At 68.1% G+C, this 19358-nt stretch carries 18 protein-coding genes and 2 tRNA genes; 10 read left to right on the top strand and 10 right to left on the bottom strand.

Translation table 11 applies throughout. From position 1 onward, the window contains the following. The first annotated feature begins 174 nt into the window (after positions 1–174). On the top strand, positions 175–1053 hold the full coding sequence (locus BKK79_RS08745) for a pirin family protein (protein ID WP_071010899.1): 879 nt from the start codon (positions 175–177) through the stop codon (positions 1051–1053). 52 nt (positions 1054–1105) lie between these two features. Here the strand turns inward: BKK79_RS08745 and ybiB are convergent, their stop codons facing one another. Next, complete coding sequence (ybiB, locus tag BKK79_RS08740; RefSeq protein ID WP_071038475.1) at positions 1106–2116, bottom strand: DNA-binding protein YbiB; 1011 nt, start codon at positions 2114–2116, stop codon at positions 1106–1108. A gap of 343 nt (positions 2117–2459) precedes the next feature. Between ybiB and BKK79_RS08735 the strand changes: the two genes are divergently transcribed. Both BKK79_RS08735 and maiA read left to right on the top strand, forming a co-directional pair. Then, complete coding sequence (locus BKK79_RS08735; protein ID WP_071010900.1) at positions 2460–3161, top strand: fumarylacetoacetate hydrolase family protein; 702 nt, start codon at positions 2460–2462, stop codon at positions 3159–3161. Between the two features lie 6 nt (positions 3162–3167). Next, positions 3168–3812, top strand: coding sequence for a maleylacetoacetate isomerase (gene maiA / locus BKK79_RS08730; RefSeq protein ID WP_071016029.1), 645 nt, complete (start codon positions 3168–3170; stop codon positions 3810–3812). Positions 3813–3925: 113 nt separating this feature from the next. Here the strand turns inward: maiA and ftsY are convergent, their stop codons facing one another. Next, positions 3926–5020 carry a signal recognition particle-docking protein FtsY gene (ftsY, locus tag BKK79_RS08725; protein ID WP_071010901.1) on the bottom strand — a complete coding sequence of 365 codons (1095 nt, stop codon included), beginning with the start codon at positions 5018–5020 and terminating at the stop codon, positions 3926–3928. Positions 5021–5080: 60 nt separating this feature from the next. On the opposite strand from ftsY, the gene BKK79_RS08720 reads away from it, so the two are divergent. The 5 genes from BKK79_RS08720 (at position 5081) to BKK79_RS08700 (ending at position 9719) form a co-directional block, all read left to right on the top strand. Beyond that, positions 5081–6598, top strand: a complete 1518-nt coding sequence (locus BKK79_RS08720; protein WP_071037544.1) for a M16 family metallopeptidase — start codon at positions 5081–5083, stop codon at positions 6596–6598. 45 nt (positions 6599–6643) lie between these two features. Beyond that, positions 6644–7978: a M16 family metallopeptidase gene (locus BKK79_RS08715; RefSeq protein WP_442873248.1), complete on the top strand. Its 1335-nt coding sequence runs from the start codon at positions 6644–6646 to the stop codon at positions 7976–7978. 49 nt (positions 7979–8027) lie between these two features. Further along, on the top strand, positions 8028–8687 hold the full coding sequence (gene rsmD, locus BKK79_RS08710) for a 16S rRNA (guanine(966)-N(2))-methyltransferase RsmD (protein ID WP_083383926.1): 660 nt from the start codon (positions 8028–8030) through the stop codon (positions 8685–8687). 224 nt (positions 8688–8911) lie between these two features. Continuing rightward, complete coding sequence (gene coaD, locus BKK79_RS08705) at positions 8912–9397, top strand: pantetheine-phosphate adenylyltransferase (protein ID WP_071010904.1); 486 nt, start codon at positions 8912–8914, stop codon at positions 9395–9397. A gap of 61 nt (positions 9398–9458) precedes the next feature. Further along, on the top strand, positions 9459–9719 hold the full coding sequence (locus BKK79_RS08700) for a YfhL family 4Fe-4S dicluster ferredoxin (RefSeq protein ID WP_071010905.1): 261 nt from the start codon (positions 9459–9461) through the stop codon (positions 9717–9719). A 101-nt stretch (positions 9720–9820) separates the two neighbouring features. Here BKK79_RS08700 and pth read toward each other — a convergent pair whose 3' ends face one another. The 8 genes from pth to BKK79_RS08660 form a co-directional block, all read right to left on the bottom strand. After that, on the bottom strand, positions 9821–10411 hold the full coding sequence (gene pth / locus BKK79_RS08695; RefSeq protein ID WP_071016033.1) for an aminoacyl-tRNA hydrolase: 591 nt from the start codon (positions 10409–10411) through the stop codon (positions 9821–9823). Positions 10412–10579: 168 nt separating this feature from the next. Beyond that, complete coding sequence (locus BKK79_RS08690) at positions 10580–11188, bottom strand: 50S ribosomal protein L25/general stress protein Ctc (protein WP_071010906.1); 609 nt, start codon at positions 11186–11188, stop codon at positions 10580–10582. A gap of 168 nt (positions 11189–11356) precedes the next feature. Then, on the bottom strand, positions 11357–12310 hold the full coding sequence (locus tag BKK79_RS08685; RefSeq protein ID WP_071010907.1) for a ribose-phosphate pyrophosphokinase: 954 nt from the start codon (positions 12308–12310) through the stop codon (positions 11357–11359). 96 nt (positions 12311–12406) lie between these two features. After that, positions 12407–12483 (bottom strand) — tRNA-Gln (locus tag BKK79_RS08680). A 37-nt stretch (positions 12484–12520) separates the two neighbouring features. Continuing rightward, positions 12521–12597: transfer RNA gene (locus tag BKK79_RS08675), tRNA-Gln, on the bottom strand. Between the two features lie 55 nt (positions 12598–12652). Continuing rightward, complete coding sequence (ispE, locus tag BKK79_RS08670) at positions 12653–13528, bottom strand: 4-(cytidine 5'-diphospho)-2-C-methyl-D-erythritol kinase (protein WP_071010908.1); 876 nt, start codon at positions 13526–13528, stop codon at positions 12653–12655. Beyond that, positions 13525–14124, bottom strand: a complete 600-nt coding sequence (gene lolB / locus BKK79_RS08665) for a lipoprotein insertase outer membrane protein LolB (RefSeq protein ID WP_071037543.1) — start codon at positions 14122–14124, stop codon at positions 13525–13527. Before lolB ends, ispE begins: the two co-directional genes overlap by 4 nt. A gap of 85 nt (positions 14125–14209) precedes the next feature. Further along, entirely contained in the window at positions 14210–16084 is a 1875-nt protein-coding gene (locus tag BKK79_RS08660) for a tetratricopeptide repeat protein (RefSeq protein ID WP_071037542.1), read from the bottom strand. Between the two features lie 175 nt (positions 16085–16259). Here BKK79_RS08660 and mutM point away from each other — a divergent pair, with 175 nt between their 5' ends. Together mutM and BKK79_RS08650 are read left to right on the top strand one after the other, a co-directional pair. Beyond that, positions 16260–17147, top strand: a complete 888-nt coding sequence (gene mutM / locus BKK79_RS08655) for a bifunctional DNA-formamidopyrimidine glycosylase/DNA-(apurinic or apyrimidinic site) lyase (protein ID WP_071037541.1) — start codon at positions 16260–16262, stop codon at positions 17145–17147. A 231-nt stretch (positions 17148–17378) separates the two neighbouring features. Next, positions 17379–19331 carry a dynamin family protein gene (locus BKK79_RS08650; protein WP_071010912.1) on the top strand — a complete coding sequence of 651 codons (1953 nt, stop codon included), beginning with the start codon at positions 17379–17381 and terminating at the stop codon, positions 19329–19331. The last annotated feature ends 27 nt before the right edge of the window (positions 19332–19358 follow it).

The raw sequence follows: 19358 nt of genomic DNA, 5'->3' as shown, positions 1-19358 counted from the left end.
CGCACTTCCCGGCGCGAGGGCCCGCTCGCAACTAGCATTAGAGATGCAGATCGCCGCCTGGTTCTGCCCTTTCGGCCAATAGAGTGGGAGCGGCGGGCGGGAGCGGCGTTTACACTGCGGATGCGCCACTTCGCCGATGCCGTCTCCACGGTACATTCATTCCCAGGAGGATCTATGTCTGTCATCGAACACCTGCTCAATCCCCATGTCCGGGACCTGGGCGATTTCACCGTGCGCCGCGTCCTGCCCGCGGCGGCCGCGCAGACGGTGGGGCCCTTCATCTTCCTCGACCATATGGGCCCGGTGGCGATGCCGCCCGGCAAGGGGGCGGACGTCCGTCCGCATCCGCACATCGGCCTGGCCACGGTGACCTACCTGTTCGAGGGCGAATTCCTCCATCGTGACAGCCTGGGCAACGAGCAGGTGATCCGCCCCGGCGACGTCAACTGGATGACCGCCGGCCGCGGCATCGCGCATTCGGAGCGCTCGCCGCAATCCGAGCGGCCGGCCGGACCGCACCTGCACGGCATCCAGACCTGGGTGGCACTGCCGAAGGCCTACGAGGACGTGGAGCCCTCGTTTCACCACTTCGGCGCCGCCAGCCTGCCGCGGCTGGAGTTGCCCGGAGTGCGCCTGACGGTGATCGCCGGCGATGCCTTCGGCCAGGAGTCGCCGGTGCGTGTCTTCAGCCGTACGCTCTACGTTGCCCTGGAGATGGAGGCGGGCGCCACGCTGGTGATTCCTCCCGAGCATGTGGAGCGTGGTGTCTATGTCGTCGAAGGCGGCATCGCCGTCGATGGCGAGGCCATTCCGGCCGAGCACCTGGCGACGCTGGTGCAGGGGGAGACGGTGACACTGAGTGCCACGACGCGGGCGCGCGTGATGCTGCTCGGCGGCGAGCCGCTGGACGGCCGCCGCTTCATCTACTGGAACTTCGTGGCCAGCAGCAAGGAGGCCATCGAGGCGGCGGCGCAGCGTTGGGAAGACAATCTCTTTCCGCAAGTGCCAGGCGAGACCGAACGCATCCCGCTGCCGCCGCGCCGCCCGTCCTGACGGGCAGGGCGGCAGCCTTGGCCGGTGTCGCCGCCTGGAGGAGGGCGCAGCCCTAGACCGGGCTGGCCCAATTCACCTGCGCGCCATCGCGCAGGCAGGCGCGGATGGCCTCGACCTGGGCCGCGATGGGCGCCGGCACGGCTAGCTTGCCTTCCAGCACCGCGCGGATCCAGGCCACGGTCTGCTCGACGCTGGTGCCAGCCGGCAGGTCCGGCACGTCGGCAATGGAACCGGAGGCCGGCTCGACCAGCGTGCGCTGGTGCCCGTCGTGCAGCCAGTCGATGCGCCCGCCGCGGCGGGCATCGGCCACCACTTCGCCTTCGGTGCCGCGCGCCAGCAATACGTTGGCCGGCTCGTGCGAAAAGAAGTCGGTCAGCGTCTCGCGGTATTCCGGATGTGTGTAGCTGTACAGGCGCAGGGCTTCGGCCGGGCTGTGGCCACCCACCGGCTGCAGCAGCTTGACCACGGTGTGGGCCGAGTTGCGCAGGCCGACGATGTCGCGCTTGTCGAGCAGGCGGCTCAGTGCCGGCGACAGGACGTCGATCGGCAGCACCGCCAGCGGCAGCCCGCCGCCGCTGCCGCGCAGCCGTGTCGCGGCTTCGGCAGTGCTGGAGCACAGCGGCTCGCCCAGTGCCTCGAACAGTGCCAGGCTGGTCAGGCGTCCGGCGAAGTGCCGGATGCCGTGCACCAGGACCGGGGTGCCGGCGCGTGCCAGCAGCATGGCCAGCAGCGGTACCAGGTTGGGCTGCTTGCGGGCGCCGTTGTAGCTCGGGATCACTACCACCGGTCCATCCGGCCGCGCCGGCAGCGGCGCGCAGTGCGCATGGGCGGCCTCTAGCATGCCGCCCAGCTCGTGTGGCGCTTCGCCCTTGATGCGGTAGGCCATCAGGATGGCGCCCAGTTCGATGTCGGAGACGCGCCCGGCGAGCATGGCGTCGAACAGCGTGCGCACGTCATCGCGCGGCAGGGCCCGCGCGCCCTGCGCGCCGCGCCCGATTTCCTTGATGTATTTCGCCGCTGGAAAGGGCGTGGCGTGGCTTGCGGTGGTGGCGGGCTGGGTCATGATGCGGCGCTCGTGGGGATGCGCTTCATGATAGCGCAGCGCAACTGCGGCGCCGCATGCCGGACAGCACCCGGTGCTTTCGCGCGGTATGGGATTGTGCTGCGCGTGGCAGCGCGTGCCGGTGAGCCTGTCGAGCTTCACGCCGTGCCGAAGGCGTTCGGCGCGGTCCGGCATGCTCGGCATTGTCTGGTAATGCCTTACGTATTTTCCCGTACTCATCATACGTCTGCCTGGGCCGGTGGGTCGCGCGGGTGTATGCTGTGGCCCTGCCGCGCGGCGGGTTTGCGAGACGCCGGTACCGGTGCCGGCGCGCCGCAGGCACAGAACAAGATTGGAGAGATGTATGACCGAATTCGTATTCGCCCCGCCGGCCCCGGTGGGTGTGCCCGTGCGCGGAAGCAGCGCCAGCTTTCCCGTGCGCCGCGTGTACTGCGTGGGCCGCAACTATGCTGCGCACGCGCGCGAAATGGGCTCGGATCCCGACCGCGAGCCGCCGTTCTTTTTCTGCAAGCCGTCGGATGCGGTCAGCTATGTGCCGGATGGTGTGCAGGGTGAGTTTCCCTATCCGCCGGGCACCTCCAACTGCCACTTCGAGATCGAGCTGGTGGTGGCGATCGGCAAGGGCGGCAAGGACATCGCGGTGGAGGATGCCGCGGCCCATGTGTTCGGCTATGCCGTCGGCCTGGACATGACCCGGCGCGACCTGCAGAACGAATCGAAGAAGACCGGCCGCCCCTGGGAGACCGGCAAGGCATTCGACCGCTCGGCCCCGATCGGCCCGATCGTGCCGGTATCGGCGATCGGCCATCCGCACAAGGGGGCCGTGACGCTGAGCGTGGACGGCGCCGAGAAGCAGCGCGGCGACCTCTCCGACCTGATCTGGTCGGTGCCCGAGATGGTGGCCTACCTGTCGCGCCTGTTCGAGCTGCAGCCGGGCGACCTGATCTTCAGCGGCACGCCGGAGGGCGTCGGCGCGGTGGTGAAGGGCGACGTCATGCAGGGCCACGTGGAAGGCGTGGGCGACCTCGTCGTCAAGGTGGTCTGAGCCATGCTGCAGCTGTACAGCTACTTCCGCAGTTCGGCCTCGTTCCGCGTACGCATCGCGCTGCAACTCAAGGGCCTGCCCTATGACTACGTGCCGGTGCACCTGCTCAAGGACGGCGGCCAGCAGCTCAAGCCGGAATACCGCGCGCTGAATGCCGATGCGCTGGTGCCGACGCTGGTCGACGGCGACCATGCGCTGACCCAGTCGCTGGCCATCGTCGAATATCTCGACGAGCTGCATCCGCAGCCGCCGCTGCTGCCGGGCGACGCGCTCGAGCGTGCCTACGTGCGCGCGCTGGCGCTGGAGATCGCCTGCGACATCCATCCGCTCAACAACCTGCGCGTGCTGAAATACCTGAAGCACACGCTGGGTGTGTCGGAGGAGGCCAAGGACGGCTGGTACCGGCACTGGATCGAGCAGGGCTTCGCCGCGCTGGAGATCGCCCTGGCGCGCAGCGGCCGCGTCGGGCGCTTCTGCCTGGGCGACACGCCTACGCTGGCCGATGTCTGCCTGGCCCCGCAGGTCTTCAACGCCCAGCGCTTCAACGTCGACCTGGCGCCGTTCCCGACCGTCGCACGGATCCACGAGGCGTGCATGGCGCTGCCGGCGTTCCAGAACGCCGCGCCCAAGGCCCAGCCCGACGCGGAGTAGGCGGAGCGGGCGCAGCAGGTGGGGCGACCGGCAGGTGCGGCACCTGACGGAAGTCCGATAAAAAACCCGGCAGCTGCCGGGTTTTTTATCGGGGGCGTGCCGGAGCGCCGGTTTCAGCCCAGCAGCGCGTCGGCGAACTCTTCGGCCTTGAACGGCTGCAGATCCTCGACCTTCTCGCCCACGCCGATGAAATAGACCGGCACCGGGCGCTGTCGCGCGATGGCGGCGAGGATGCCGCCCTTGGCGGTGCCGTCCAGCTTGGTCACCAGCAGGCCGGTCAGGCCCAGCGCATCGTCGAAGGCGCGCACCTGGGCCAGCGCGTTCTGGCCTGTGTTGGCGTCGATCACCAGCAGCACCTCGTGCGGCGCCGTCGGCATGGCCTTGGCGATGACGCGCCGGACCTTCTTCAGCTCTTCCATCAGGTGCAGCTGCGTGGGCAGGCGCCCCGCGGTATCGGCCATCACGATGTCGATGCCGCGCGCGCGCGCCGCGTTGACGGCGTCGAAGATCACGGCCGCGGGGTCGCCGCTTTCCTGCGCCACCACCGTGACATTGTTGCGCTCGCCCCAGATCGTCAGCTGCTCCCGCGCGGCGGCGCGGAAGGTGTCGCCGGCGGCCAGCAGCACCGACTGCCCGTAGTGCTGGAAGTGCTTGCACAGCTTGCCGATGCTGGTGGTCTTGCCGGCGCCGTTGACGCCCGCGATCATCATCACCAGCGGCTGTTCGCGGCCCAGCTCCATGGTCTTCTCGAGCGGACGCAGCAGGTCGGTCAGCAGCGTGCGCAGCGCGGCCTTGACGCCTTCGGCATCCTCGATGCGCTCGTTCTTGACGCGGCGGCGCAGCTCGCCCAGCAGGTACTCGGTCGCTTCGACGCCGGCATCGGCCATCAGCAGCGCGGTTTCGAGTTCCTCGAACAGGGCCTCGTCGACCTTGACGCCGAGGAACAGCGTGCCGAGATTGCGGCTGGTCTTGGACAGGCCGGCGCGCAGCCGGCGCATCCAGCCCTGTCGGTCTTCCTGCGTGGGCACCGGCGGCAGGGTCAGTTCATAGGCGTCCGCCGTGGCCGCCGGCTCGGGAACCGGCGCGGGCACGGCGTGCGCCGGCAGGGTTTCCTGCGGCGTGGCGGGGGAGGGCGCAGGCGCGCTGGCGGGTGCCGGGGCGGGTGCGGGAGCCGCTTCCGCCTTGCGCTTCTTCCAGAAACTAAACATTGGGAAAGAGGTCAATAGCCCGGTAGAATCAATCGGCAAAATTCTATCAGACGGGGTCGCATGAACCACTGCGCTGTCAAGTTCCGGACGGGCGCCGCCCGTGCCGCATCCACCCGTTCCCAGGCGTTTTCGGCGGCGGCCAGACGCAGGGCCCGGGGTCTCCTTCCCGCCCTGCTGATCGCGGCGTTGCCCTGGTGCCTGCCTGCCGCGCACGCGCAGGACGCGCCGCAGCAGAAGGCCACCGTCCCGGCGGCATCCGCCACGGCGCCATCGAGCGCCGGCATCACCGAGTTCAAGCTCGCCAACGGGCTGCGCGTGATCGTCAAGGAAGACCATCGCGCACCAACGGTGATGCAGCAGGTCTGGTACCACGTGGGCGGCATGGATGAAGTGACCGGTACCCTGGGCCTGTCGCACATGCTCGAGCACATGATGTTCAAGGGCACGCCCAAGGTCGGGCCGGGCGAGTTCTCCAAGCAGATCGCCGCACTCGGCGGCCGCGAGAACGCCATGACCACGCGCGACTTCACGCTCTACTACCAGCAGATCGGCAAGCAGTACCTGCCCAAGGTGATGGAGCTGGAGGCCGACCGTATGGCGAACCTGATCATCAAGAAGAGCGACTTCGACAGCGAGATGAAGGTGGTGATGGAAGAGCGGCGCATGCGCATCGATGACTCCGCGCGCGGCACCGTCTACGAGCAGTTGCTGGCCACTGTGTACACGGCGGCGCCGTACCGCCATCCGACCATCGGCTGGATGAACGACCTGGTCAATATGCGCGTGGAAGATGTGCAGGCCTGGTATCACCAGTGGTACGCGCCCAACAACGCCATCCTGGTCGTCGCCGGCGACGTCGATCCCGCCCAGGTGCGGTTGCTGGCCGAGCGCACCTACGGCAGGCTCAAGCCGCACGCGCTGCCGCTGCGCAAGAACCAGATCGAAGCGCCGCAGATCGGCGTCAAGCGCATCTGGGTCAAGGCGCCGGCCGAGAATCCCTACGTGGTGATGGCCTATAAGGTGCCGCGCCTGCACGACGTGGAGAAGGACGTCGATCCCTACGCGCTCGAGGTGCTGTCGGCGGTGCTGAACGGCTACGACAATGCCCGCCTGCCGCGCGAGCTGGTGCGCGAGCAGCGGCTGGCCGATGATGTCAACGTCGGCTACGACAGCATCAACCGCGGCGAATCCCTCTTCGTGCTCGACGGCACCCCGGCGAAGGGACACACCACCGAGGAGATCCAGCGTGCGCTGATCGAGCAGGTCCAGCGCATCGCCAAGAGCGGCGTCTCGCCCGAGGAGCTCAAGCGCGTCAAGGCGCAGGTGGTGGCCGGGCAGATCTACAAGCGCGACTCCGTCGCCGGGCAGGGCATGGAGATCGGTGTGGCGGAGATGTCGGGCCTGTCCTGGCGCGACCTGGACCGCATGCTGGAGCGGATCAAGGCCGTCACGCCCGAGCAGGTGCAGGCCGTCGCCGCCAAATACTTCAGCGATGACAACCTGACCGTGGCCACCCTGTTGCCGCAGCCGATCGACCCCAACAAGCCCAAGGTCGCGCTTCCCGCCGATCTGCACTGAGGAGCCACGATGCACTTGTCCGTCCCGGCGCTTCGGTCGCCGCAAATGTCCCGCTGGCTGCGCCAGGCCGCCATGGCCACCGCTGGCGCGCTGGCCCTGTTCGGCACCACGGTGGCGCAGGCAGCGCTGCCCATCGAGCACTGGACCGCCGCCACCGGCGCGCAGGTCTATTTCGTGCCGAGCCCGTCGATTCCGATGCTAGACATCAACGTCGACTTCGATGCGGGCAGCCGCTACGATCCGGCCGGCAAGTCCGGCCTCGCCACCCTGGCGGCGGCGCTGCTGGATAAGGGGGCGGCGGCGGCCGAAGGCCAGCCGGCACGCAACGAGGCGCAGATCGCCGACGCTTTCGCCGATACCGGTGCCGGCTTCGGCGGCTCGGCCGGCGGCGATCGGGGCGGCATCGGCCTGCGTACGCTGACGGCGCAGCCGGAGCTGAAGCAGTCGGTCGACCTGGCAGCGCAACTGATCCATGCGCCGACCTATCCCGATGCCGTGGTAGCGCGCGAGAAGCAGCGCCTGATCACGGCCATCCGCGAGGGGGATGCCCGTCCCGAGGTGATCGCCGACAAGCGCCTGTCCAAGGCGGTCTATCCCAGCCATCCCTATGGCGTGACGGCAACCGAGGCCTCGGTCAACGCCATCACGCGCGAGGACATCCTGCGTTTCTGGCGCGATAACTACGCCGCCTCGCGCGCCGTGGTCACGCTGATCGGCGCCATCGACCGCAAGCAGGCCGAGGCCATTGCCGAGCAGCTTACGCGCGGCCTGCCGGCTGGCGCCGCGCCGCCGACGATGCCGTCGGTGCAGATGACCATCCCCGCCAGCGAACAGCGCATTCCCCACGCGGCGCAGCAGGCCACCGTACTGCTCGGCCAGCCGGCAATCGCGCGCGGCGACCCCGACTACTTCGCGCTGCTGGTGGGCAACTACGTGCTCGGCGGCGGCGGCTTCAGTTCGCGGCTGACCAATGAGGTGCGCGAGAAGCGCGGCCTGACCTACGACGTGGAGAGCTATTTCGCGCCGAGCAAGCAGCCGGGACCGTTCGCCGTCAGCCTGCAGACCAAGAAGGCGCAGACCGACGAGGCATTGGCGCTGGTGCGCAAGGTGCTGACGGACTTCGTGGCCGAAGGCCCGACCGACCTGGAGCTGAAGGCGGCCAAGGACAACCTGGTCAACGGCTTCCCGCTGCGCATCGACAACAACCGCAAGCTGCTGACCAATGTGGCTAATATCGGCTGGTACGGCTTGCCGCTGGACTACCTCGACACCTGGACCGCGCAGATCGCCAAGGTTTCGCGCGAGCAGGTCAAGCAGGCCTTCCAACGCCACGTGCATCCCGATGCCATGGCGACCGTGATCGTCGGCGGGCCGAACTGATCACACGCCGCGGCCGGCGGGCCGCGGCCGCAGGCTCTACAATCACGGGATGAATTCGCGTTCCCGTCCTCCTGCTGCTTCTGGCATGCCGCCCGCTTCGCGCGGGCGGCGTGCTTCCGCCTCCCTGAACACCCCAGCGGCGCCGCGCCGTACGCCGGCACAGGTCCGCATCATCGGCGGGCGCTGGAAGCGCACGCCGCTGCCCGTGCTGGAGGCCGAAGGACTGCGGCCCACCCCCGACCGCGTGCGCGAGACCCTGTTCAACTGGCTCGGGCAGGACCTGACCGGGCTGAGCTGCCTGGACCTGTTCGCGGGCTCCGGCGCGCTCGGCTTCGAGGCCGCTTCCCGCGGCGCAGCACAGGTCACGCTGGTCGAGGCCAATCCGCGCGTGGCCAAGCAGCTGCGTGACAACCAGTACCGCCTGGATGCGGCGCAGGTCCGCGTCATCCAGGGCGATGCCTTTGCCGTGGCGGCCGGCATGCCCACCGCCGGGTTCGACGTGGTCTTCCTCGACCCGCCCTTCGCCGAGGACTGGCTGGGGCCGGCGCTGGAGCATGCCGCGCGGCTGTCGCGGCCCGGCGGGCTGGTCTATGTCGAGACGGACCGCGCGCTCACCGGGCCCCAGGCGCCGGTGCCGGCCAGCCTGGAACTGGTGCGCCAGGCCCGTGCCGGTGCCGTGCATTTCCACCTGCTGGTGCATCGCGGCTGAGCCTGCATGGCGGAACGTCCGACATCGGCGTGCCGCGCGCGCCGCAAATTGTTGCCGGGCCGGCAATGGCCTCTTCTGCTGCGCTGCCGCGAAACAGTCGGCCAGGCGGCTTCCAAGCGGCGGATTTAGCGTTACACTACGCCGCTGTCGCTAACGCTCGCCACGCAGCAACACATTCCACTGGCCCGGGACAGGGCCGGCAGCGGGCAGAACAAGGAGGAAGTATGGTCGTCGCGGTCTATCCCGGCACGTTCGATCCCATGACCCGAGGCCACGAGGATCTCGTGCGCCGTGCCTCGAACATCTTCGACGAACTGGTGGTAGGGGTTGCCCACAGCCCCAACAAGCGTCCGTTCTTTTCGCTGGAAGAACGCATCGGCATTGCGCGCGAGGTGCTGGGCCACTATCCCAACGTGCGCGTCGAGGGTTTCTCGGGCCTGCTCAAGGACTTCGTGCGCAAGAACAATGCGCGCGTGATCGTGCGGGGCCTGCGTGCCGTTTCCGACTTCGAGTACGAGTTCCAGATGGCGGGCATGAACCGCTACCTGCTGCCCGACGTCGAGACCATGTTCCTGACGCCGTCCGACCAGTACCAGTTCATCTCCGGCACCTTCGTGCGTGAGATCGCCGTGCTGGGCGGGGACGTCAGCAAGTTCGTCTTCCCCTCGGTCGAACGCTGGCTGCAGCAGAAGATCGGCAAGACGGAATAAAATACGAATCTGAGACGGCGCAGCCAGCCCGGCGTGTCCGTCGTGCTGGAAAGGAAATGCCATGGCGCTGATGATCACCGACGACTGCATCAACTGCGACGTTTGTGAGCCCGAGTGCCCGAACGAAGCCATATCGATGGGGCCGGAGATCTATGAGATCGACCCCAACAAATGCACGGAATGTGTCGGGCATTTCGATGAACCCCAGTGCCAGCAGGTCTGTCCGGTCTCGTGCATTCCGCACGATCCCAACCGGGTGGAGACGCACGAGGTGCTGATGCAGCGCTACCGGCTGCTGACGGCGGCCAAGCACGCGGCCTGAGCCGTCAGGCGCCCGCACAAAAAACCCGCCGGACGGCGGGTTTTTTGTTGCTTGTCAGGGGCGGCGCAGGAGGCTCCCGCCGCCGGCTTCCAGCGCTGGCCTCAGCGGCCGCTGTGCAGCGCCATCATGGCGCGCTCCGACTCGCCCCGGGCCAGCAGGGCCAGCGGATCCAGGCAGCGCTCGATCGATTCGTCGATGGCCTGCTGTTCCTCGCGCCGAGGCGGCTTCAGCACAAAGTTGACCACTTCCTCGCGCCCGCTGGCGGCATTCTGGTTGCGCGGATGGCCTACGCCGATGCGCAGCCGCCAGTACTCCGGCGTGGTCAGGTGGGCCGAGATGTCCTTCAGCCCATTGTGGCCGCCAGAGCCGCCGCCGCGCTTGAGCTTGACGGTACCTGGCGGCAAGTCCATCTCATCGTGCGCGACCAGGATCTCGTCGGGCAGGATCTTGTAGAAGCGCGCCAGCGATACCACGGACAGGCCCGAGCGGTTCATGAAGGTGGATGGCTTGAGCAGCCAGATTTCCTGGTCCCACAGGCGCGCCCGTGCCGCCAGGCCATGGAAGCGGCTTTCCACGCGCAGGGTCGTGCCGGCCTGGCGGGCCAGCTGGTCGACCAGCCAGAAGCCGGCGTTGTGGCGGGTGGCTTCGTATTCCGCCCCGGGATTGCCGAGGCCGACGATGAGCTTGATCATGCTGTTACCGGTACTACCGTTCGGAATGCGTTCGGGAGGCAGCCATGCCGGCTGGCAGGCGCCCAGCATACGCGAAAAAAAACCGCCGGAGAGCGGCGGTTCTTTCGCTTGCAGGCGCCAGGACCGCTGCCGGCGTGCGGCGCGCTCCTGGCGTCAGGCCGATCGGCCTCAGGCTGCGGGGGCTTCCTCGCCGCCTTCGGCAGCTTCCGAAGCAGCGCCGGCCGGCAGGGTCACGCTGGCGATCGACGGGTTGTCGTCGCCATGGATCACGGCGGTCACGCCCTTCGGCAGGGTGATGTCCGACAGGTGCAGGGTCTGGTTCAGCTCGGCCTTGCCCAGATCCACTTCGATGAACTCGGGCAGGTCGGCCGGCAGGCACGACACTTCCAGTTCGTTCACGATGTGGTTGACGATGCCATGGCCCAGCTTCACGCCAGGAGCGGATTCCTGGTTGATGAAGTGCAGGGGCACCTTGACGTGGATCTTCTCGGTGGCCGACACGCGCTGGAAGTCAACGTGCAGCACCAGGGGCTTGAACGGGTGCATCTGGAAGGCGCGCAGCAGGGCCTTCTCGGACTTGCCGGCCACTTCCAGGTCGAGGATCGACGAGTGGAAGGCTTCCTTCTTCAGGGCATGCCACAGCGCGTTGTGATCCAGTTCGATCATCTTCGGTTCGGCGGCGCCGCCGTAGATGATGCCGGGGGTCTTGCCGGAATTGCGCAGGCGGCGGCTCGCACCCGTTCCCTGTACGCTACGCTCGAAAGCGACGACTTTCATGATTGCTCCACAATGTAAGAAGGCTGTCCGCGACCAGACAGCCTTGGTTGAGACCAGCGGCGTCACTGCCGACGGTCAGTGCAACGTATTCGTTGCATATTCGCTGCATATATTTGCTGCATTTCCGGCACCACATGTGCCGGAAATGCAGCAAAGCTTTGAATTCTATCAGGAATCGGCGAAGAGCGACATGATCGAGTCACCCTTGACGATGCGGGTGAAGGTCTCGGCCAGCAGCGGCGCCGTCGACAGCTGGCGGATCTTGCCGCTCTGCAGGGCATCGTCGCGCAGGGGGATGGTGTCGCACACCACGACTTCGTCGAGCGCCGAAGCGGCGATGCGGGCAGCCGCGCCACCCGACAGCACCGGGTGCGTGCAGTAGGCGAACACGCGCTGGGCGCCGCGCTCCTTCAGCACCTGGGCTGCCTTGCACAGCGTTCCGCCGGTGTCGATCATGTCGTCCATGATCACGCAGTTGCGGCCGTCGACTTCACCGATGATGTTCATCACCTCGGCCACGTTGGCCTTGGGGCGGCGCTTGTCGATGATGGCCAGGTCGCAGTTCAGCTGCTTGGCCAGCGCTCGTGCGCGTACCACGCCGCCGACGTCGGGCGAAACCACCAGCAGATCGCCGTAGTTCTTCTCGCGCAGGTCGCCCAGCAGTACCGGCGACGCGTAGATGTTGTCCACCGGGATGTCGAAGAAGCCCTGGATCTGGTCGGCGTGCAGGTCCATCGTCAGCACGCGGTCCACGCCGGCGACTTCCAGCATGTTGGCGACGACCTTGGCCGAGATCGCCACGCGCGCCGAGCGCGGGCGGCGGTCCTGGCGGGCGTAGCCGAAGTAAGGCATGGCGGCGGTGATGCTGCGTGCCGAGGCGCGCTTGAGCGCGTCGACCATCACCATCAGTTCCATCAGGTTGTCGTTGGTCGGCGCGCAGGTCGATTGCAGCACGATCACGTGCTTGCCGCGCACGTTCTCCTGGATCTCGACCTGGACTTCGCCGTCCGAGAAGCGGCCGACCAGTGCCTTGCCCAGGGGAATGCCGAGGTGCTGAACGACAGCCTCCGCGAGTTTGGGGTTGGCATTGCCGGTAAATACCATCAAGCCTTCGCTGCTCATTCGGGGCACCTGTCTTGCTGCTGGGGAGAGGGGGAGTGCTGTCGGCCGTGCCGGCAGCCAGTCTTGCGGGTCCGTTTGGACACTATAGGAATGTAATGGCAGGGGAGGAAGGATTCGAACCCTCGAATGCCGGAATCAAAATCCGGTGCCTTAACCGACTTGGCGACTCCCCTACACAACCGGATCCGTCGGGACACGATAGGAATCTAATGGCAGGGGAGGAAGGATTCGAACCCTCGAATGCCGGAATCAAAATCCGGTGCCTTAACCGACTTGGCGACTCCCCTACACAACTGGGCCCGTTCATCGTCGCACCAACCACGTGCCACGCCGAACGAAAAACTACTCTGCAAAGTCCGCGAGCGGATGTCGTGACAGACTTCTCACGCACCTGCCATCCCATTCGGGCGGCAACCTGTCCAGAACGCGTTGCGCAGTCGCCGCGTCATCATAACGCGCAAACACGCAGGCTCCGGAGCCGGTCATCCTTGCATGGGGACTATACTGTCTCAGCCATTCAAGGGCTCGGGCGACTTCACCGAACTTCGCTGTTGCTACCGTTTCCAGATCGTTGCGACCGAAAGCGAATTTGTTTTCACAAGCAGCGAAGACCGCAATTATGGAGATGGGTGTATTCCTTGTCAAGCGCTGATCCGAGAAAATTTCCGCGGTCGGCACATGCTGTTTCGGGTGGATCACGACGAACCAGCTGTCGGGCAGCGCGATCGGGCTGAGCTGCTCGCCCACGCCTTCGGCGAAGGCGTTTTCGCCGAACAGAAAGAAGGGCACGTCGGCGCCCAATGCCAATCCCAGTTGCATCAGTTGCGCGCGCGGCAGGTTCACGCCCCACAGGCGGTTCAGGGCCAGCAACGTGGTGGCGGCGTCGGACGAGCCGCCGCCGATGCCGCCGCCCATCGGCAGGCGCTTGTCGACGGCGATATCGACGCCGAAACGCGTGCCGGTGGCCTGTTGCAGCAGGCGCGCCGCGCGGACCACCAGGTCGGTGTCGGCCGGTACCCCGGGGATCTCCGTGGTGCGCACCACGGCGCCGTCCTCGCGGCGCCGGAAATGCAGCGTGTCGCTCCAGTCGATCAGCTGGAAAGCGGTCTGCAGCGTGTGATAGCCGTCCGGGCGGCGCCCGGTGACGTGCAGGAAGAGGTTGAGCTTGGCCGGCGCGGGGCAGTCGCGCAATTCGGCGGGCGGCAGGGCGAGGGTCATGGCTTGTCTTCGGGGTCGAGCACCAGGCGCACGGACAGCGGATGGTCGGAGCCATCCCTGGCGAGGTCGATGCGGCGCGGCTGTGCGCCGGCCGCGGCGGCATCCTGCCAGGAAACATAGCGTACGGTCCAGCCGTTCTGCTGCAGCGTGGCCAGGCGGCCTTGTTCATCGCGCGTGGCGGCGGCCGGGCTGCCACGCGACGGACGGGCGTGGAGCCAGTCGCGCAGGCCGGCGACCGGCAGGGCGAAACCGAGCGCATCCTCCAGCAGCGAGTCGACCTGGGGCGCGTTGCGCGGTGGCTGGTTGGGCAGGTCGAGCGTGGCGCCCGACGGAGTGGCCGTGACGATGGCCAGCGTCTGCCCCAGCGGCGAGATCAGGTCGAGCCGTACGTTGCGGCCCTGCTCCTGCCAGTGGAAGCTGCCTTGCACGCCTTCTTCGCGGCCGTAGCGCACGTAATTGGCGGAGAAGCGGCCGCTGTACTCCTGCAGCCTGGCGGTTTCGCCGGCGTCGAAGCCGCGGCTCGGTTCGAGGTTGGCGCAGGCCGCGAGCCACAGCGGCGCGAGCAGGCAGGCGAGGACGAGACGGGATCTCAGCATCGGGGATGGCGGGTGGACGCGGCCCCGCGCGGGCGGACGGGGCCGGCGGCCGCGCCGGTCCGCGGCGGGACCGGCGCGGCCGGGATTACTTGGTGAGCGTCACGTTGTAGCGGCGCAGGGTATCGATCAGGACTTCATTGTCGGGCTCGGTCTTGGCCGCCTCGGCCCACATCTGTCGTGCTTCCTCGCGCTGGCCGAGCTGCCACAGTACTTCGCCGAGGTGCGCGCCGATCTCGGCTTCCGGCGCCTTGGCGTAGGCATTGCGCAACAGCTCCGCGGCGGGCTGGAGCTGGCCCAGCCTGAACTTGACCCAGCCGAGGCTATCCATGATGTAGGGGTCGTCCGGGCCGAGCTCGGAAGCCTTTTCCAGCAGCTTGAGCGCCTCGGGCAGGCGCTGGTTGCGGTCGGCCAGCGAATAGCCCAGCGCGTTGTAGCCCTGCTTCTGGTCGGGCTGCAGGGCGATCACCTTGCGCAGGCCCTTCTCCATGCTGTCATAGCGCTTTTCGCGCTCGTCCAGCATGGCCAGCTCGTAGATCCAGTCGGCGTTGTCGGGTTCGGCCGCGATGCGCTCGCCGAGCGCCTTGCGGGCCCGGTCGTAGGCCTTGGCGTCGAGCAGCATGGCGATCTCGGCCTGGCGGATCGCGGTCAGGCGTTGGCCGCGCAGCACCGGGTCGGAGATGTCCTCGGTGTCGGCGATCATGTCGGCGTAGACCGCATCCGCCTCGTCGAGCTTGCCCATGCGGGCCAGCAGCTGCGCACGCTTGACGGCGACCGCCGTTTCCAGCCGGCTGTCGTCGATGCGGTCGAGCCAGCCGAGCGCGCCCTGGTAATCCTTGCGCTGCTCGGCGATCTCGGCGAGGTATTGATAGGCCACGTCGGGGCTGGCGCCCGGTACCGTTTCGACCAGGCGCAGGTACTCCTTCAGGTATTGCTCGGCCTCGCCGTAGCGCTTGGCCTGCAGGCTGGTCAGGCCGAGCGCGAGCGGCACGCGTGGATCGGTCGGCGCGATCTTGCGCAGGGTCTCGAATTCCTTGCGTGCCGGGGCGGTTTCGCCGCGCTGCAGGTAGAGGCGCGCCAGCATGATGTGTCCGTTGACGGAGCCCGGGGCCTTGGCCAGGAAGCGCTGCAGGCCCGCGATGGCCTCGCCGGGCGCGCTGTCGGCCCGCAGTTCCGCCGCCATCAGCGCTGCTGCCTCATAGCCGGGGCGCAGGTGCAGGGCCTCGTCCAGGGCGGCCAGCGCGCCGGGCACATCCCCGGCGGTCTCGCGGGCGCGGGCCAGCGCCAGCTGGGTTTCGGGCAGGCGGGCATCATTGGCGGTCAGGCGCTGCAGCATTGCCGCGGCGCCGGCCGGATCGGCGGTGCGCGAGAGCTGCTGCTGCAACTGGAGGATGGCTTCCGGGCGCTGGCTGGCCGGCGTCTCGGCCAACTGGTGGGCCAGCAGGGGCTCGGCATCTTCCCAGCGGCCGCTCAGTACCAGCAGCGTCGACAGCACCTGGCGCGCGGGTCCCGAGCGCGGCGCGAGGTCGGTCCACAGGCGTGCCGCATCGAGCGCCTGTTGCGAGAGCCGCGCACTGAAGGCGATCTCCGTGGCGCGCTGGGCGAAGCGCGGGTCGCGCGTATCGCGCGCCAGGTCCATGTAGGTGCGGTAGGAGGGGCCGATCAGTCCGCGCTGCAGGGAGACTTCCGCGGCCAGCACGCGGTAGAAGATGTCCGAGGTCAGGGGCACGTCCGGCAGCACGGCCTTGGCAGCGCGCTGCGCGGTGGCATTCTCGTCCGCCGCGCGGGCGGCCGGGGCCGCGTGCGCGGTGCCGGCGAGGCCCAGCGTGGCCACGGCACCGAGCAGGAGTGCCTGGCGCAGCGCCTGCGCGCCGGCACGCATCCGGGGGCGGGAGGTTCTGGGAGCGCCTGCGCGAGCTTTGGGCGTGGAGTCGATCGAGTAGCGATCCTGGCGGTCCGACATGTTGGGATGGGCTCCGGCAACCGGTGGTGATCAAATGGTTAGGGGCATTGTAGCGTGCCGCTACAATGCCCGGCTGTGCGCCTGCCGACGGACAGGGCGTGGCGCGCAGGCTTTCCCGGCCGACGCGAGCGGCGCGGGGAACAAGACTTGGAACGCTTGCGGAAGGAGAGGTTCGATGCCCGAGTTGCCCGAGGTCGAAGTGACCCGGCGCGGTCTGCTGCCCCATGTGACGGGGAGGCGCATCGCTGCCGTGACGGTGCGCCACCGCGGCCTGCGCTGGCCGGTGGAGCCCGGGCTGGAAGCGAGGCTGGCGGGCCGCGTGATCCGCCGCATCGAGCGGCGCGGCAAGTACCTGCTGCTCGAGTGTGCCGACCCGGCCGGGAACGCGGGCATGGATACGCAGGCCACGGGCTGGCTCATCATCCACCTCGGCATGACCGGCACCTTGCGTGTCCTGCCCGAGGCCCCGCCGCCGGGGCCGCACGATCACGTCGACCTGGACCTGGAGGCTGCCGAGGCCGAAGGCGTGCCGCCGGCGCCCGTGGTGCTGCGCTTCCGCGATCCGCGGCGCTTCGGCGCGGTGCTGTGGAGCCACTTGCCGGAGTCGGAACTGGCTGCCCATCCGCTGCTGCGCGGGCTCGGCATCGAGCCCTTCGATGCCGGCTTCGATGGCGCGTGGCTGCATCGGCATACGCGCGGGCGCAGCGCCGCCATCAAGACCGTCCTGCTGGCCGGGGACATCGTGGTCGGCGTCGGCAATATCTACGCCTCCGAGAGCCTGTTCCGCGCGGGCATCCATCCGACCACGCCGGCCGGCCGGCTGAGCCGCGCGCGTTGCGAGCGGCTCGCCGCGGCGGTGCGCGAGATCCTGGCCGAGGCCATCGCGCGCGGCGGCAGCACCTTGCGTGACTTCGTCGGCAGCGACGGCTCCAGCGGCTACTTCCAGCTCGACTGCTGCGTTTACGATCGCGCCGGCAAGCCGTGCCGGACCTGCGGCACCCCGATCCGGCAGATCGTGCAGGGCCAGCGCTCCACCTTCTACTGTCCACGCTGCCAGCATTGACCGCGCCCGGTCCCGGGCATGTCGCGCCGGCGCCTCCAGGGGCCGCCGGCGCGCCGCTCCGGCGGGACGATGGCGCGGCGCAACAGTCGGGCGGAATCCGCCCGCAAATCCACCGGGCGGCGCCGTAAACCTGTATCGTGTGCCCTGTCATGGAGTGTTACAAAAAAGTGTCCACGCGGGCTGCCGGTGCCGCGTCGGGCGCCGCCACAGGACATCGAGTCGAGCCACCAAATGACAACGACCCTCGCCCATCAATTCGAACAATACGGCGCCTGGCGGACCGGGGTGCTGAGTGCCCTGGCCGAGTTCCAGTCCTGCCTGCAGCAGTTCGATCTCTATGATGCGCAGGCGGAGGAGCGGGCGCAGCGCATCCAGAACGTACTGAAGAGCGACCGGCTCAAGGTCGCCTTCATCGCAGAGTTCTCGCGCGGCAAGAGCGAACTGATCAACGCCATCTTCTTCGCCGACTACGGCCGCCGTATCCTGCCGTCCTCGGCCGGGCGGACCACCATGTGCCCGACCGAACTGCGCTACGACGAGCAGGAGGCCCCTTGCATCCGCCTGCTGCCCATCGAGACGCGGCTGCAGGACGCTTCCACCGCTGACTTCCTGGAGGCCGGCGCGGCCGCAGGGCACTGGCATACGGTGCCGCTCGACCCGTCCTCGCCCGAGGGGATGCTGTCGGCCTTCCAGCATGTGGTCGAGACCATCCGCGTGACGCGTCCGGTAGCCGAATCGCTGGGCCTGTACCACGAGGACGATCCCGATGCGGCCTATGCGGTCGACGCCGATGGCATGGTCGAGATCTCCCGCTGGCGCCATGCCGTCATCAACTTCCCGCACCCGCTGCTGCGCCAGGGCCTGGTGATCCTCGACACGCCGGGCCTGAACGCCATCGGCACCGAGCCCGAGCTGACGCTGCGGCTGATTCCCGATGCGCACGTGGTGGTCTTCGTGCTGTCCGCCGACGCGGGCGTGACCAAGAGCGACCTGGAGCTGTGGCGCAGCCACGTCGGCGCGGGGCATCGCAAGGGTTGCCTGGCGGTGCTCAACAAGATCGATGGCCTGTGGGATCCGCTGCGCAGCGCCGAGCAGACCGAGCAGGAGATCGCGCGCCAGGTCAGCTCCAGCGCGCAGGTGCTGGGTATCGACGAGGCGCGCGTCTATCCGGTGTCGGCACAGAAGGGCCTGGTGGCCAAGGTCACCCGCGACGACATGTTGCTGGCACGCAGCGGCATCCCGCGCTTCGAACAGGTGCTGTCCGAGCAGTTGATCCCGCAGCGGCGCGAGATCGCTGCCGAGCAGGTCGAGCGCTCGGTCGAGGAAATGGCGCGCGGCGCGCAGCAACTGCTGCAGGGCCGGCGCCGCGATATCGTCGAGCAGCTGTTCGAGCTGCGTGGCCTGCGCGGCAAGAACCACGCGATGGTCAAGCACATGCTGCTGCGCGTGCAGTCAGAGAAGGAGGAGTTCGAGCAGAGCATCGCCAAGTTCCAGGCGCTGCGCATCGTGTTCGGCCGCCACAGCGCGGAAATCATCCGGAGCCTGCAGTTGCGCGACGTGCGCGCCATCATGCGCGGCGCGCGCGAGCAGATGAAGGAGCGCTTTTTCTCGCGCGGCCTGCGCGACGAAATGGAGCTGCTGTTCGAGCGGCTGGGCACCCTGGTGGAGGAGGCCAATGCCCGCATCGTCGAACTGCACCAGCTGATCGACGGCATGTACCGCCGCTTCAACGCAGAGCATGGTTTCACGCTGCCCGCGCCGATCCAGTTCCTGACGGCGCGCTATGCCGGCGAGCTGCGGGACATCCTGGCGCTGACCCACAGCCACTTCGGCGCGGTCAGCATGCTGACGCGCTCGCGTCCGCAACTGGTGCAGGGCGCGTTCGCCGCCATTGCCAGCCGCGTGCTCGATGTCTTCCGCGACCTGAACCGTGACATCGAGGTCTGGCTGAAGTCGGTGATGACGCCGCTCGAGGCACAGGTTCGCGAGCACCAGAAGCAGCTGCGGCGCCGCGTCGACTCGATCGAGCGCATCCACGAGGCGACCGACACGCTGGAGAACCGTATCGCCCAGCTTGAGGAGGTGCTCAACGGGCTCGACGAGCGTAGCGGGCGTATCGCCTATTTCGCGCGGCATGTGCCACGGCCCGAGGCGGAAAACGCATCGAGCGTGCGGGCAGCGTGACGCGCCGGGCGCCTGGCGCCGGCGCGC

The organism is Cupriavidus sp. USMAA2-4 (genome assembly GCF_001854305.1).
Classification (GTDB): domain Bacteria; phylum Pseudomonadota; class Gammaproteobacteria; order Burkholderiales; family Burkholderiaceae; genus Cupriavidus; species Cupriavidus malaysiensis.
The sequence above is the reverse complement of the archived record's forward strand: the minus strand, read 5'-3'. Positions and strand labels throughout refer to the sequence as shown.